Below are 13,703 nucleotides of genomic sequence, written 5' to 3'. Positions count from 1 at the left end.
CTCTGTCGAAAATCCGTTCATGGTATAGAATTTGGACAATGCCTACCAACCGGGATTTCATTATGCCAAGCACTAAACTCCTAAGCACCGCCTGCGGCCTGATGCTGCTGGGCGGCTGCGCCAGCTTTCAATTCGGCAACGACTTCAAGCTCACCCAGTTCGCCGCCAAGGTGGAACACGGCGTCACCACCCAGAATCAGGTCAAGCAATGGCTGGGCGCACCGCAGAGTACCGGCGTGGTGGTGAATCGCGACGGCGAACAGCTGCAGCGCTGGGTGTACTACTACGGCAAGGGCAAGCTCGGCGACATGGGCAATGCGCGCATGAAGACCCTGGAAGTGCAGTTCGACGATCGGGGTGTGGTACGGGCCTATGACTGGGTGGGCGAATGATCCGCAGCCTCGAGATCAATGCCCCGCGCCAAGGCCTGTTCATGATCACTGACGCAATCGAGCCCGTAGTGCGCGATAGCGGCGTGCGCCAGGGGCTGTGCACCCTGTTCGTGCAGCACACTTCGGCCAGTCTCATCATCCAGGAAAACGCCGACCCCTCGGCGCGCCACGATCTGGAGAACTGGCTCAACCGCCTGGTCAAGGAGGACGATCCGCTCTACACCCACACCACCGAGGGCCCGGACGACATGCCGGCCCACATCAAGGCCGCGCTCACCGCCACCAGCCTGGGCATCCCCATCGATCAGGGGCGCCTGGCGCTGGGCACCTGGCAGGGCGTTTATCTGTGGGAACACCGCCGCCACGGTGGACGACGTTCACTCGTGATGCACATCGCGGAATAGCCCGGCGAGAAGGACGGGCGCGCTTAGCGCCGGTTGAGTTGGCGCTCCACCACCGCCACGTCCTGCAGTTCCTGGCTCGAATAGACATCGGTCAGCTCCAGTGCAAAGCGCGGATTGCGGTGCGGCATGAGCACCAACTCGGCCATGTCCACGTGCAGCTGGTTGGCGGGATCGAAGGCCGCGCCGGCCATCTGATGCAGGGTCTTGCTGTAACTGTAGCCGGCACGCTCGAATACCCTCTCGACGAAGCGCTTGCGCTCTTCGCCGGGCAGGCTCTTGGGACTGGTGGACAGGTTTTCGCTGGAGACCGCGGTATAGGCCTCGGCCAAGGATTCCAGCACCGGCCGCTGCCCCAGCGGCGCGGCGCTCAATTCGGCCGGTTCATTGCTGCACGCCGACAGCCACATTAACGCCGCCAGCGCGACGGCGGCGCGCATCCGTTTCATAACATTCACCGCGGCTGTCCCTCCTGCTGCCGCATGAAGCGGCTGATGAGATTGGCCAATTCATTGTGGCCCTCCTTCTGCGCCACCATACGCGGCGTCCAACCGTCTTCGGTCTCGGCATTGAGATCGCCGCCGGCCTCCACCAGCACCCGGACCACCGCTTCGTGATCGCGCTGCGCCGCCCAGTGCAGGGCGGTCCAACCGGACGGGTCGGCATGATGGACATTGGCACCCTCGGCCAGCAACAGCTTCACCACGTCGGCGTGGCCCTTCATGGCCGCGCGCATCATGGGTGTCCAGCCGCTGCCATCTTCGGCATCCACCTTGGCGCCGTTGGCGAGCAACAATTTGACCAGCTCCGCGTGGCCTTGGCGGGCGGCATGCATCAGCGCGGTCCAGCCGTAGCTGTTGCGCGCATGAATGTCATTGCCCTGGGCCAGCATGGACTCGACCGCGGCGGTATCTTCATCCACCACCTTGTCCATCAAAGGGGTGTTGTTGTCGCAGGCCAGCAAGCCGCCGCACACGGCCAGCAACGCCATCGTCTTGTAAAAACCTCTCATGCCATTTCCCGGGTTGATTACAAACCGGGTATTCTAACCCCTGAGGCGCCGCGACACTAATGCTATAATCCGGTCACGCTTTTTCAGGAGTCCCCCATGGCCTTCAAATGCCCCCACTGCCGCGCACAGAGCGTGTCGCTGAAGGATAAATACAAGCTCGGCTGGTGGATGACCGTTAGCTGTCCCAACTGCGGCGGACGCATCGCCGCGTTTCCCTGGACGCTGCTGATCATGACCATGCTCTATGTCTGGAACCTGATGTGGTGGGTGGGCCTGATCAATTTTAATCACAGCTATCATTATCTGCTCTATTTGGCGATCTGCTGGGTGCTGCTGGACCTGATCAACATCTACTTCATGCCGCTATGCCGGCTCGAACGCCCGCCCCAGAGCTGAGCGCTTATGGCGAACATCCTGGCAGTGGGCATCGCCACCCTCGATATCATCAACAGCGTCGCCGCCTATCCGGCCGAGGACGATGAGGTACGCGCCATCGATCAGCGCGTCTGTCGCGGCGGCAACGCCACCAACACCCTGACCGTGCTGAGTCAGCTGGGGCACCGCGGCCACTGGGCCGGCGTCATGGTCGAGGAACCCGACGGCCGGCATATCGAGGCCGATCTGGAAAGACACCGTATCGATCGCAGCGCCGTGCTGCGTCTGGCACAAGGCAAGGTGCCGACCTCCTATATCACCCACAACCTGGCGAACGGCTCGCGCACCATCATTCACTACCGCGACCTGCCCGAGTACCCCTTCGCCGAGTTCAAGAAACTGGCCTTGGGCCGTTTCCATTGGCTCCACTTCGAGGGCCGCAATGTGGCCGAGACGCGGCAAATGCTGGCATGGGCCGCCGCGCAGGCCCCCGGCGTGACGCGTTCGTTGGAAATCGAAAAGGAGCGCGACGGCATCGACGCGCTGTTCCCGCTCGCCGATGTGCTGCTGTTTTCACGTCCCTTCGCCCGCGGCCGCGGCCATGACGAGGCCCTGTCCCTGCTGCGCGCGCTGCACCCCCGATACCCCGCGGCCACGCTGGTGTGCGCCTGGGGCGCGGCCGGCGCCTGGGCCCTGGACCGCCACGGGGAACACCACAGCCCCGCCTTTGCACCGCCGCGACCGGTGGATACCCTGGGGGCGGGGGATACCTTCAACGCCGGCCTCATTGACGCCCTGCTGCAACGCCAGGACTTGGGCACGGCCTTGGCGCAGGCCTGCCGTCTGGCCGGTCGCAAGTGCGGTTACCAGGGGCTGGATTTTATCAACCAGGGCGCTCAGAAATGATAGAGATATTCGACCGCAAGGGCTTCGACCGCCTCGTCACCCTCGAGGCCACCACCCTGCAGGGCGCCGATCTCAGCGGCCGCCAGCTGGGCAATGCCAACCTGGTGGAGATGGATTTGCGCGGCGCCGATCTGCGCGGCAGCACGCTCGCCGGCGCGGACCTGCGCCTGGCCAATCTGGACGGCGCCGATCTGCGCGGCGCCGATCTGAGCGATGTGGAACTGAGCGGTTGCCGCCTGGACGGGGTGCAGGCCGCAGGCGTCGTCTTGACCGGCGTGAAGCTGAATCGTGCGCAGCGCCAAGCCCTCAAGGCCGGCGGCGCCGATCCCGCCCAATTGCCGCTGGATATCCCGGTTAAGCGGGGCTGAGGCTCTCGCCCAGCGCGCAGGAGGCCGGTGCGCACTGCACCTGATTGCGGCCGCCGGCCTTGGCATCGTACAATACTCGGTCGGCCTGGCCGATGAGATGGTCGCCGACCCCCTTGGCCAGCTTGGTGTCGGGGGCGGCCTTGAGCGTGCTCACGCCGATGGAGATGGTGATGTTAAAGGGCTCGTAGTCGGGCGGATTGAAGACCCGCTCCTCGATGCAGCGACGGATACGTTCGGCCACCTCCTCCGCCTCCTCGGTGTCGGTATTGGCCAGCAGGGCGCTGAACTCCTCGCCACCGTAACGCGATAATACATCGCTGCCGCGCAGCTGGGCGCGGATAATGGAGGCCACCTCACGCAGCACCAGATCGCCCACCTGATGGCCATAGGTATCATTGACGCGCTTGAAATGATCCACGTCCAGCAACATGCAGGACAGCGGCTTGCCGGAACGGCCGGCGGCCTCGGTCTCTTCCTTGAGGCGCTGATCGAAAAAACGGCGGTTGTTGATGGCGGTCAGGGTATCGGTCAGACCCTGGCGCTTGAGACGCTCCAGGTTGACGCCGTTTTCCACGCAGATCGCCACCACCGCGGCGAAGTGTTCCAGAAAATCGGTACGCACGCCGCGCACAAACTTGTCCGCATCGTGACTGCCGATGTTGAGACTGCCGATCAGCCGGCCGTAACGCACCAGCGGCAACAGGGCGACGCTGGCCGGTTTTTTGCCGGCATGACGAAACAGCTTGGAGTGCTTGCTGGAACGATAGCCGCCCAGGCTGGGGAACAGAGAGGCGGAATAGAGTTGCTCCACTTCCTCCATCCCGGCGACGAACATCAGACCCGGCATGCCCTCGAGCTTGACGCCCTCATCCTGCAGAATGCGTTGCAATTCGTATTCCGGGTCGAACAGCAACAAGCTCACCATGTCCCAGTTGACCGCGCCGGGGTCGGGGCGCAGGATGGCCTCGATCAATTCCAGGATGGAATTGAGGCCGATCAACTTCAGTTCCAGGGATTGAAAACGCCGCAACTTACGCTCGTTATGACGCGCCTCATCCATGAAATCCGCCAAGCGCTGTTTAAGCAGGCGGTTATGGGCGTGCTGATCTTTGCTCATGCCCGGGGCACTGGCGCCGACACCGGCGGGTAAACTTGAGGATGCTGCCATACCTGTTCCCATATCTTGAAAAACATCAGTGTCAGCCTGAAGATCGATCGATGCGCGCCACCTAGATGGTATTTTCTACACAAATCAGTGATATCCCTATGCTGATTCTGGTTCACCCCTGTGTTCGGTGCTACTGGACGTGGTCTTTATAATTTAATCGCTCTTGCCCCTTATTAACGGGCGCCGGGGCCGGAGCTTTAGCCCTAAACAAAGTAGGGAGTTGGCTGTCCCTGTCAGATCGCCGCCGCACTGCTATGGTATTGCTATGACATACAGCAAAACCATTCAGTTCGCGTGCGCGCTGCTGCTCTGCGGCCTGCTGCTGGGCTGTGCCACGCCGGGCCCCGGCGCGACGGATCGTCGCTACCTCGTGGCGCAGGATGCGGACTTGCTGGAACGCCATGCCCCCGTGGTGGTCGCCGGCGAGAGCGCGCTTGCCTACAACCAAATCGGCCATGCCGCCGCCCGGCTGGATGAAGCGGGTGAGGAGGAGATTTATATCGACCTTGAGCACGCGGTGTTCTATACCCGCCAACAGCCCTTCACCGCGCTAAACGGCCGGCGCTATCACAACCTCATCTATCGCTTTCATTTTCCGCGCGTGCCCCACCCCCACCTCACCGCCGGCGCCAACGGCGGCCTGTTCGTGGTGGTCACGCTGAATGAGCGACAACAGCCAGTGCTGATCACCACGGTGCATACCTGCGGCTGCTATCTGGCCTTCGTGCCTACCAGCCATCTGCCGACCTCGGCCATGCCGGAGGACTGGCCGCAGGACAAACAGAGCGTTTTCGGCGAGACCCTGCCGGCGCGGCTGGACTATCCCCCGGACTATGCGAGCGACGCCGATACGCAATGGCGCATGGTGCTTCACCTGCGCAGCGCCACCCACCGGGTGATGGACGTGCGTTTGAAACGCCTGGATCACATTCACGCAGCGCGGCAGACGGTTGAGCTGCAGCCCATGCAATCCCTGCAACGCCTGCCCCTGGGCGACGGCCACACCTCTTTTTTTCATTCCTCCGGCTGGCTCGAAGGCTATGTAAAGGATTCCTTCAAACCCTGGGAACTGCTGCTCATGAGCTGGTGGGCACTGGATCTGAACATCGGCCGTGACAAGCAACTGGGCGATCCCGCCGCGACCGGCACGGTGTTCTACACCAGCCTCAAGCCTTGGGCGAGGGAGGCGTCCAACATGTATTTCTTCGCTGATTTTCTCGAGTATTGGGGCTGGCGCTTGTAAGGTTTTCGCGTACCGCCCCCACTGTGGCTGAGACACATTTTGCCGCATAATGCGCCCCCATGAACCTCGACTTTCTTCAGCCCCTGCTCGATTGGATCGCCGCACATCCCGCCTGGGCGGGCGCCTTCGTGTTCCTGGTGGCCTTCAGCGAATCGCTGGCGGTGGTCGGACTGTTCATGCCCGGCGTGGTGCTGATGTTCGCCATCGGCACCCTGGTGGCGCTGGGCACCATCGACTTCTGGCCCACCTTTTGGCTGGCGGTGGCCGGCGCGGTCGCCGGTGACGGCATCAGTTTCTGGCTGGGGCATTATTTCAAGGATCAATTGCGCACGGTCTGGCCCTTCAAGCGTTACCCCGCCCTGTTCGAAAAGGGCGAAGGGTTTTTTCATCGTCACGGCGGCAAGAGCATCCTGTTCGGTCGCTTCGTCGGCCCGGTGCGGCCCATCATCCCCGCCACCGCGGGCATGCTGGGCATGCCGCCCTGGAAATTCCTGTTCGTTAACGTGCTCTCGGCGCTGGCCTGGGCGCCGGCCTACCTGCTACCGGGCATAGTGTTCGGCGCCTCGCTGGGATTGGCGGCGGCGGTGGCCTCGCGCCTGGCCGTCATGGTGGTAATGCTGCTGGCCCTGCTGTGGCTGGGCGTGTGGCTGGTCAGGCGCAGCTATCGCCTGCTGGCGCCGCGCGCCGAGGAGCTGGCCGATCGCCTGATCGCCTGGAGCCGCGGCCATCGACGCCTGGGGCAGATCAGCGCCGCCCTGGTCGATCCGCAACAGCCGGAGCTGAAGGGCCTGAGTCTGGTTGCCGTCGCCCTGTTGCTGGTGGCGCTAGTAATGTTCGCCCTGTTCCAACAGTTCCCCATCGCACCGGGACTGGCGCGCCTGGACGGCAGTCTGTACCACCTGCTGCAGGGCCTGCGCACCCCCTGGGGTGACCACCTCATGACCGCCATATCACAGCTCGGCGACGGCATAGTGCACACGGCGCTGGTCATCACCCTGCTGCTGTGGCTGTTGTTCAGAAAACGTTATCTGGCGGCCGGCCACTGGCTGGCGGCGGCCTTGTTCGCCATGGTGATGACCTGGTTGCTGAAACACGCCTTGGAGGTGCCGCGCCCCAGCGACATGTATCAAGGCGCCATGAGCTTCAGTTTTCCCAGCGCCCATACGGTCTATGCCAGCTGTATCTACGGTTTTTTGGCGGTGCTGATTGCACGCGAATTGCGGCCGCAATGGCGCGTGCTGTGCTATGCCGTGGCGATGTTGATGATCCTCAGCATCGCCTTTTCACGGCTGTATCTGGGCGCCCACTGGTTCTCCGATATCGCCGGCGGATTGCTGCTGGGGCTGGCCTGGGTGCTGGCCCTGGGGGTGGCCTATCGCCGCCATATCGCCCCGCCGCTCAAACCCGCGCCGCTGCTTATCCTGCCACTGCTGGTGCTGCTCAGCGTCGGCAGTTGGCATGTGGTCAATACCCATCAGGAAAACCTACAGCGCTACGCGCGGCACATGCAGATCGAGCAGATGGCCTTTGACGACTGGCGCGCCCAGGCTTGGCGCACTCTGCCCGCCTATCGCATCGACACCCTGGGCACCCAGGGCCAGCCGCTCAATCTGCAGTGGGCCGGGGCGTTGGACGATTTGCAACAGCATCTGCTCGACCTGGGCTGGCAACGCCCGGCGCCGCTCACTGTCAGCGGCGCACTGCACTGGCTCAAACCGGAGCCTTCTCTGGCAGAGCTGGTACCCCTGCCCCATGTCCATGACGGCCGCCACGCCAGCCTGACCCTGGAACTGGTGGAACAAAAACTGATCATCAAATTGTGGCCGGCGGATTATGCGCTGACCCCCGGTGACAAACCGCTGTGGCTGGGCTATGTGGCCAGACTGCAGCTGACCGAGCTGCCGCTGGTCACCATCCCCACCCTGAGCCCGGACTTCGACACCCCCATGCAACAATTCAAGCCCTTCGTCGCCCTGCTCAACTGGCGCCTGGGCTATCGCCGCAAGATCGACAATGACGATGATGACGTATGGAACGGCGAGGTGTTACTGATGTGGTCGGAGCAGACCGAACCTTAGGTCGCGACGGGATAGCCCGCCCGCTGCCACTCGGGCATGCCCGAATGACCGACACAGGCCAGGTTGTCCAGACCCAGGATGGACAGATCGGCGAGCACGGTCTGGGCGCGGCGGCCGGAACGGCAATAGAGATAGATCTTCTTGTACTCCTTTAGCGCGTCGACGTGCCGGTCCTCCTCGCCGAAGGGAATGTTCACCGCCCCCGGCACGTGGCCGCTGTCATACTCCTGCGGCGAACGCGTATCGACGATCAGCTCATCCTCGGGCAGGGACTGCCAGGCCGTATGCAGATCCGCCATGGAAAACGCCTCGTGTAGATAACGCTTGGGGTCGAAGCTGATGCCGGTTTCCAGATTGGCCGGCACCGCCTCATTGATCTTTTTCGGCAGGTCGAGATTGAGATTGCTCATGAGCTCGACGAATTCGGCCTCGCTGCGCTGATTGCCCAGGCGCGGGTTCCAGCGCTTCTCCTCGCCGATGCTGGACACGGTGCGGCCTTTATAGTCGTGGGCCGGATACACCAGGGTGGCGTCGGGCAGGGTAAACAGTTTTTGGGTCACGCTGCGATACAGGGTGGCGGCATCGCCCTGTTGAAAATCGGTACGCCCGCAGCCGTGGATGAGCAAGGCGTCGCCGCTGAACACCATGCCGTCGACGTAGTAACTGACACAGCCGTTGGTATGGCCCGGCGTGGCCAGCACCCGGACGGTGAAGTTACCGAACGCGATGCTGTCGCCGTGGTTCACCGCCCGATCGATCGCCTTCACCTGGGCCGCCTCGCTGTAGACGATGCGGGCGCCGGTCTGCTGGCGGATCATGCCGGCCGCGGTGACGTGATCGGCATGGACATGGGTCTCCAGCACGTACAGCAACTCCACACCCAGCTCCCGAACCAATGCCAGATCGCGCTCCAGCTGCTCGCGCACCGGGTCGATCAACACGCCCTGTTGGGTGTCGGGATCGACCAGCAGATAGGTATAGGTCCAGGTATCGCGATCCATCAACTGGCGCAACAACAAACGCGGCGTAGCGAGTTCTATACTCATTGTTGTTCCTGCATGCTTTGATGATAGGCCCTGACACAGGCCCGGCAGATACAGGCCTTGTGCCGCGCCGCCGGCGGCAGCCGGTCGATCAAGGCTTGGGGAAAGGTCTCGCTGCGACACCAACACGGTTGATCTTCAGCCGCGCCGGACTGCGCCATGACACACTGATTGGGTTTGCCGCACAAAGGGCAACGATGGGCTTCGAGCACGGGTTGTCCTGACTCTGTATCGAACAGAGATGATTATTCAGAACTCGGCGCACAGCGTCAAATGCGGTGCCGAACCGGCCCGACCGTGATTACGATACGTCGGCGGCTCCAGGCCCCCGCGTCAGCACTTGGCGGCAGCCTCCATCTGACGTGCCAGATCGAAATCCTTTGCGCTAATGCCGTCGGCCTCGTGGGTAGTGAGATCGACGACCACCTTCTTATAGACATTAAACCACTCAGGATGATGATCGGCCTTCTCCGCCGCCAGCGCCGCCTGCGTCATAAAACCAAAGGCCTCGACGAAGTTCTTGAACTGGTATTCGCGATGCAGTTTGCCGTCTTCCACGCGCCAATCGCTCAACTCGCTCAGGAATGCCTGGATGTCATTGTCGGATGCCTTTGTCGCCATGTCGCCTCCTTAGTACTAGCGTCTGAACATCGTTGGGAACTACAGCCTAGGATGGTCGGGCGCCCTCTTCAACAACAGCATAAACAAGGATTCATTCACGATTGATTGCCGTCGTCATCTCATCATGCAGACAGGGACGGCCGGATCGCGTTCGTACTGTGGTCTTCGTGCCAACGCGCATCATTGACGTTGTGGACGCAGGATGGCGAGCGAAACGCTCGTTTTTTTACCGTCGACGGAACGCCGCGTTTATGCCGGCAACTCGACTTGCAGCAGGGGCTCGAGCCAGGCATCCAGGCCCTGCAATACCATCTCGATGGCGATGGCACCGATGAGCAAGGCCGAGATGCGACCGACGATATCCACATAGCTGTCGATCAATTTCACATTGCGCTGCTTTACATAATCGTGCAGATATTTAATCACGATCAGCGCCACCATGGAGGCCGCCAGGGCACTGATGATCGCCATGGCGGCCTGCAGAAGAGGCAGGCTGACCCCCGCCAGCACGCTGGCACTGATGGTGCCCGGGCCAATAATAAACGGCATGGCCACGGCCCCGGCGACATACTCCGCCGGGCCGCGCATTTGCGCGATGGCGTCGCTGCCCTGGAACACGAAACGCAATGCGATGACGATAAAGATGATGCCGCCGAAGATCAAGAAGGCGGCAAAGCGCACCTGTAACACCTCTGAAAAGATCTGCTCCCCGCCCCAGGCGAATACCAGGAACACCGTGGCACTGATAATAGACGCGCGCCGCAATACGTTAAAAAATTCGGGCAAAGACAGATTGCGTATCAGATCGAGCAGATAAATGCTCATCAAAAACGGATTCAGCAACACGAAGATGAGCGTAAATATTTTTAAGAACTGGGTGTCCATGATTGATCGACTTTACGGTTATTGCGCGTCGCCCGGCGGCCAACACGGGATGGCTTGATGGGGCATTGTAATACGACTACCACCGCGCCAGTAAACCGCGCCAAATACCCCGCTCACTAACATTCGGTAATGCTTACCGCCAGACCGCCCAGGGACGTCTCCTTGTATTTCTCCGACATCTCCAGACCGGTCTGCTTCATGGCGGCGATGCAGTTGTCCAGGGGCATAAAATGCTGGCCCGTGCCACGCAAGGCCAGCGAGGTGGCGGTATAGGCCTTGATGGCGCCAAAACCGTTGCGCTCGATGCAGGGCACCTGGACCAGGCCTTTGACCGGGTCGCAGGTCATACCTAGATGGTGCTCAAGGGCGATCTCCGCCGCATTTTCGATTTGCCGCGGCGTACCGCCACGCGCCGCACACAAACCGGCGGCCGCCATGGCAGCGGCGGAGCCGACCTCCCCCTGGCAACCCACCTCGGCGCCGGAGATGGAGCTGCGATGCTTGATAATGCCGCCGATGGCGCTGGCGGTAAGCAGAAACTCGCGCAGCTGTTCCTGACGGCCGCCTTCATGCGTCACGAAGTAGTACAACACCGCCGGAATGACGCCGGCGGCGCCGTTGGTCGGCGCCGTCACCACCATGTGTCCGGCCGCGTTTTCCTCATTCACTGCCATGGCATAGGCACACAACCAGTCGTTGACACTGGCCGCTTGCGGGTCTTGCCGCAGCTGCTCATACAAATGTTTGGCGCGGCGCGGCAGTGCCAGCCCGCCGGGCAGGATACCCTCGGCGGCCAACCCCAGTTCGACACAACGTCGCATGGCCCGCCAGATGGCCTCCATGCCATCAAGTAAGGCCGGTTCGCTTATATGTTCCAGTTCGTTCGCATGCTTCATGGCGGCGATGGTGAGCTGACTCGCGTCGCACATTTGCAGCATGGCGCGGGCCGAATCGAAGGGATAAGGGCAATCGGCCGCCGACTCCATCTTGAGCGGAGCCACCAGTTGCTTGATCTCCGCCCGGGTACTGATAAACCCGCCGCCAATGGAGAAATAGGTTTCTTTGAGCAAGACCTTGTCAGCGGATCGGTCGACCAGTTCGAAAATCATGCCGTTGGGATGCTCGGGCAGGGCCGGGCCCTTGTCGAAGCGGATATCCTTGTCCGGCTCGAATCGAATCGTCGGCGGCGAGCCTGCCAGACCGCTATTCCAAATACTTTCTACCAACGCATCCACATCCTCAGCGGCAACATCAGCAGGGGTATAGCCGTGCAGGCCGAGCGCTATGGCGCGATCGGTACCATGGCCTTTGCCGGTAAAGGCCAGCGATCCCTTCAGGGTGCAGCGAATGCCGACATCATCCAGCCGCGCTGCCTGCGCCAGCCGCTGGCGCGCACGCACGATAAAATCGGCGGCCGCCAGCATCGGCCCCATGGTATGGGAACTGGAGGGCCCGATACCCAGCTTAAACACGTCAAGGATGCTGATAAACATACGTTTTCTCCCGAGGGCCCAACATCGCAAGGATACTCAATTCACCCCCCGCAAAGACCGATTTTACATCGGCCGGCAAGCCACGCCACACAACAATGGCATATAATCAGTTCATTGATCTAAGGATGATAATAGTCATCACCGTGGAACGCGCAGCGCCAATGCGGGAATTCGCCAGCGAATCTTCGACCATGAAAAAATGGCGCGGTCTTATTATTGAATATCAAGCCTCTGGGGCGAGCGCTGACTTGGCTCCGCCACACCGGGAATTACATGGCAGCCTTTGAAAAACCTCTATTTACCCGCATTCTTTCCGGTTATACCTATCTCTTGCTTGGCCTGTTCGGCAGCGCGCCCATGCTGGCACTCACCTACCTGGAGATCAACCGGCAACCCGGACTGCTCTATGAGCATCACGGCTTCCATATCATCGCCATTTCCATCGCCATCGCGATCGGCGCCTTCATCACCTTTGTCACATGGCGCTGCTATGCCGATAGCGGTGAACCGTTTCTACGATGGTTGACCTTGGGGTTCCTCGGTTTCACGCTCATTTATGCGCCGCATGGGCTGTTTACGCCTCTCGCGCATCAAAACCCATGGCTGTTTCTGCTGTACGGACCGGCCTCGCGGGTCGTCATGGCGGCCTGTTTTCTGACCGCCATGTTCCATTACGCCGCAGCCGACGCGCCTTCGAAGCGTTGGCGCCCCCGCACCTGGCTGATCGCCATCGCGATCTTCATCGGCATTGATCTAGTCATCGGCCTGTTGGCCATATCGCCCTTGCGCGCGGCCGCCTGGCTGCGATTGTCTATGGAATACACCGCCATCGGTCTGTTCGTCATCGTGATCGCCTGGCTCATCACACAGCGCATCCGCAATCCACTAATGGTCATGTATGCGGTTTCGATGGCGTGGTTCGCGCAATCGTCTCTGGCCTTCAGCTTGGATACGGCCTGGAGCCATCAATGGTGGCTGGCGCATGTGATCTTCGCCGGGGGCTTTTTTCTCTTGAGCTACGGCGTGATCCAAGCCTATCTATCGACGCGCTCCTTCGCTCGCGTCTACAGTCAAGCCGAGTTGCTGGAAGAGGTGCTGGCCCAAAAGCAGCGCGCCGAGGAGACGATGGTCGAATTGCAACGTGCCAACGCGAAATTAGAACGCCTGGCCGCCACCGACCCCTTGACCGGCGCCGCCAACCGCCGCGAACTGATGCAGCGCGCGGAACAGGAAGCGGCACGTGCAGTACGTAACCACGCCCCCCCTGTCCCTGATAGCCATTGACCTCGATCACTTCAAAGCGATCAATGACCAATACAACCATCAAGTCGGGGATGCGGTACTCAAAGAGTTTGTTCACCTCGTGCAAAAGCTCCTGCGCCCCAGCGACCTGCTGAGCCGCACAGGCGGTGAAGAATTCGCCGTGCTGTTACCCGATACCGATCTGGAAGAGGCCGGCCAGATCGCCGAGCGACTGCGCCAGCGGCTTGAGCACTGCGTCCTCGCTGTGGAGCGCCAGCAAATCAGGGTCACAATCAGCTTGGGCGTCGCCCAATATCACCATCCAAATGAAACCATCAAAGACTGGTTTAATAGCGCGGACACTCTCCTGTATCGCGCAAAGCGCAACGGCCGTAATCGCGTGGAAGTTGAGCCGCATTGAGCGTCCTGCGCAGCATTCGGCCACAACCCATGGGGCGTAAAAACTGCTGGTTCAA

Annotated in this window: 17 protein-coding genes; 9 read left to right on the top strand and 8 right to left on the bottom strand. The window is 61.4% G+C overall.

Annotation, left to right across the window (positions count from 1 at the left end):
- Nucleotides 1-38 precede the first annotated feature (38 nt).
- Complete coding sequence (locus Tel_15585; protein ID ALP54455.1) at nt 39-392, top strand: hypothetical protein; 354 nt, start codon at nt 39-41, stop codon at nt 390-392.
- The gene (locus Tel_15580; protein ALP54454.1) at nt 389-796 is read left to right on the top strand and encodes a hypothetical protein; all 408 of its coding nucleotides are present in this window, start codon (nt 389-391) and stop codon (nt 794-796) included. Before Tel_15585 ends, Tel_15580 begins: the two co-directional genes overlap by 4 nt.
- Before the next feature lie 23 nt (nt 797-819).
- Here the strand turns inward: Tel_15580 and Tel_15575 are convergent, their stop codons facing one another.
- The gene (locus Tel_15575) at nt 820-1,242 is read right to left on the bottom strand and encodes a hypothetical protein (protein ID ALP54453.1); all 423 of its coding nucleotides are present in this window, start codon (nt 1,240-1,242) and stop codon (nt 820-822) included.
- Nucleotides 1,243-1,247: 5 nt separating this feature from the next.
- Nucleotides 1,248-1,784 carry a hypothetical protein gene (locus Tel_15570; protein ID ALP54452.1) on the bottom strand — a complete coding sequence of 179 codons (537 nt, stop codon included), beginning with the start codon at nt 1,782-1,784 and terminating at the stop codon, nt 1,248-1,250.
- 117 nt (nt 1,785-1,901) lie between these two features.
- Here Tel_15570 and Tel_15565 point away from each other — a divergent pair, with 117 nt between their 5' ends.
- From Tel_15565 to Tel_15555, 3 genes are read left to right on the top strand one after another with little or no spacing between them, the layout of a single operon-like run.
- The gene (locus Tel_15565) at nt 1,902-2,201 is read left to right on the top strand and encodes a hypothetical protein (GenBank protein ID ALP54451.1); all 300 of its coding nucleotides are present in this window, start codon (nt 1,902-1,904) and stop codon (nt 2,199-2,201) included.
- A gap of 6 nt (nt 2,202-2,207) precedes the next feature.
- The gene (locus tag Tel_15560; GenBank protein ALP54450.1) at nt 2,208-3,086 is read left to right on the top strand and encodes a hypothetical protein; all 879 of its coding nucleotides are present in this window, start codon (nt 2,208-2,210) and stop codon (nt 3,084-3,086) included.
- Nucleotides 3,083-3,454 (top strand): hypothetical protein, encoded by a 372-nt coding sequence (locus tag Tel_15555; GenBank protein ID ALP54449.1) that lies wholly within the window; start codon nt 3,083-3,085, stop codon nt 3,452-3,454. Before Tel_15560 ends, Tel_15555 begins: the two co-directional genes overlap by 4 nt.
- Here Tel_15555 and Tel_15550 read toward each other — a convergent pair.
- Entirely contained in the window at nt 3,441-4,571 is a 1,131-nt protein-coding gene (locus tag Tel_15550) for a hypothetical protein (GenBank protein ALP54448.1), read from the bottom strand. The two genes, Tel_15555 and Tel_15550, sit on opposite strands and share 14 nt — an antisense overlap.
- Nucleotides 4,572-4,887: 316 nt before the next feature.
- Between Tel_15550 and Tel_15545 the strand changes: the two genes are divergently transcribed.
- Both Tel_15545 and Tel_15540 read left to right on the top strand, forming a co-directional pair.
- Entirely contained in the window at nt 4,888-5,865 is a 978-nt protein-coding gene (locus Tel_15545) for a hypothetical protein (protein ALP54447.1), read from the top strand.
- Nucleotides 5,866-5,924: 59 nt separating this feature from the next.
- Nucleotides 5,925-7,943: a hypothetical protein gene (locus tag Tel_15540; GenBank protein ID ALP54446.1), complete on the top strand. Its 2,019-nt coding sequence runs from the start codon at nt 5,925-5,927 to the stop codon at nt 7,941-7,943.
- Here Tel_15540 and Tel_15535 read toward each other — a convergent pair.
- From Tel_15535 to Tel_15515, 5 genes are all read right to left on the bottom strand, one after another.
- On the bottom strand, nt 7,940-8,989 hold the full coding sequence (locus Tel_15535) for an MBL fold metallo-hydrolase (protein ID ALP54445.1): 1,050 nt from the start codon (nt 8,987-8,989) through the stop codon (nt 7,940-7,942). The two genes, Tel_15540 and Tel_15535, sit on opposite strands and share 4 nt — an antisense overlap.
- Nucleotides 8,986-9,225: a hypothetical protein gene (locus tag Tel_15530; GenBank protein ID ALP54444.1), complete on the bottom strand. Its 240-nt coding sequence runs from the start codon at nt 9,223-9,225 to the stop codon at nt 8,986-8,988. The genes Tel_15535 and Tel_15530 overlap by 4 nt, the downstream gene beginning before the upstream one ends.
- A gap of 94 nt (nt 9,226-9,319) precedes the next feature.
- Nucleotides 9,320-9,607 (bottom strand): pterin-4-alpha-carbinolamine dehydratase, encoded by a 288-nt coding sequence (locus Tel_15525; protein ALP54443.1) that lies wholly within the window; start codon nt 9,605-9,607, stop codon nt 9,320-9,322.
- Between the two features lie 249 nt (nt 9,608-9,856).
- Nucleotides 9,857-10,492, bottom strand: coding sequence for a hypothetical protein (locus tag Tel_15520; GenBank protein ALP54442.1), 636 nt, complete (start codon nt 10,490-10,492; stop codon nt 9,857-9,859).
- A 116-nt stretch (nt 10,493-10,608) separates the two neighbouring features.
- Complete coding sequence (locus Tel_15515; protein ALP54441.1) at nt 10,609-11,985, bottom strand: serine dehydratase; 1,377 nt, start codon at nt 11,983-11,985, stop codon at nt 10,609-10,611.
- 216 nt (nt 11,986-12,201) lie between these two features.
- Between Tel_15515 and Tel_15510 the strand changes: the two genes are divergently transcribed.
- Nucleotides 12,202-13,269, top strand: a complete 1,068-nt coding sequence (locus tag Tel_15510; protein ID ALP54440.1) for a hypothetical protein — start codon at nt 12,202-12,204, stop codon at nt 13,267-13,269.
- The gene (locus Tel_15505; protein ID ALP54439.1) at nt 13,226-13,648 is read left to right on the top strand and encodes a hypothetical protein; all 423 of its coding nucleotides are present in this window, start codon (nt 13,226-13,228) and stop codon (nt 13,646-13,648) included. The genes Tel_15510 and Tel_15505 overlap by 44 nt, the downstream gene beginning before the upstream one ends.
- The last annotated feature ends 55 nt before the right edge of the window (nt 13,649-13,703 follow it).

Source organism: Candidatus Tenderia electrophaga, assembly GCA_001447805.1.
GTDB classification, from domain to species: domain Bacteria; phylum Pseudomonadota; class Gammaproteobacteria; order Tenderiales; family Tenderiaceae; genus Tenderia; species Tenderia electrophaga.
Note: the sequence above shows the minus strand (reverse complement) of the source record. Positions and strands in the feature narration are given on the sequence as shown.

What these genes read in the sequence shown, in the direction of transcription:
- Tel_15580 (ALP54454.1), top strand. Translation starts at nt 389, where the DNA reads ATGATCCGCAGCCTCGAGATCAATGCCCCGCGCCAAGGCCTGTTCATG.
- Tel_15520 (ALP54442.1), bottom strand. Translation starts at nt 10,492, where the DNA reads ATGGACACCCAGTTCTTAAAAATATTTACGCTCATCTTCGTGTTGCTG.
- Tel_15525 (ALP54443.1), bottom strand. Translation starts at nt 9,607, where the DNA reads ATGGCGACAAAGGCATCCGACAATGACATCCAGGCATTCCTGAGCGAG.
- Tel_15540 (ALP54446.1), top strand. Translation starts at nt 5,925, where the DNA reads ATGAACCTCGACTTTCTTCAGCCCCTGCTCGATTGGATCGCCGCACAT.
- Tel_15550 (ALP54448.1), bottom strand. Translation starts at nt 4,571, where the DNA reads ATGAGCAAAGATCAGCACGCCCATAACCGCCTGCTTAAACAGCGCTTG.
- Tel_15515 (ALP54441.1), bottom strand. Translation starts at nt 11,985, where the DNA reads ATGTTTATCAGCATCCTTGACGTGTTTAAGCTGGGTATCGGGCCCTCC.
- Tel_15565 (ALP54451.1), top strand. Translation starts at nt 1,902, where the DNA reads ATGGCCTTCAAATGCCCCCACTGCCGCGCACAGAGCGTGTCGCTGAAG.
- Tel_15570 (ALP54452.1), bottom strand. Translation starts at nt 1,784, where the DNA reads ATGGCGTTGCTGGCCGTGTGCGGCGGCTTGCTGGCCTGCGACAACAAC.
- Tel_15560 (ALP54450.1), top strand. Translation starts at nt 2,208, where the DNA reads ATGGCGAACATCCTGGCAGTGGGCATCGCCACCCTCGATATCATCAAC.
- Tel_15585 (ALP54455.1), top strand. Translation starts at nt 39, where the DNA reads ATGCCTACCAACCGGGATTTCATTATGCCAAGCACTAAACTCCTAAGC.
- Tel_15555 (ALP54449.1), top strand. Translation starts at nt 3,083, where the DNA reads ATGATAGAGATATTCGACCGCAAGGGCTTCGACCGCCTCGTCACCCTC.
- Tel_15535 (ALP54445.1), bottom strand. Translation starts at nt 8,989, where the DNA reads ATGAGTATAGAACTCGCTACGCCGCGTTTGTTGTTGCGCCAGTTGATG.
- Tel_15545 (ALP54447.1), top strand. Translation starts at nt 4,888, where the DNA reads ATGACATACAGCAAAACCATTCAGTTCGCGTGCGCGCTGCTGCTCTGC.
- Tel_15575 (ALP54453.1), bottom strand. Translation starts at nt 1,242, where the DNA reads ATGAAACGGATGCGCGCCGCCGTCGCGCTGGCGGCGTTAATGTGGCTG.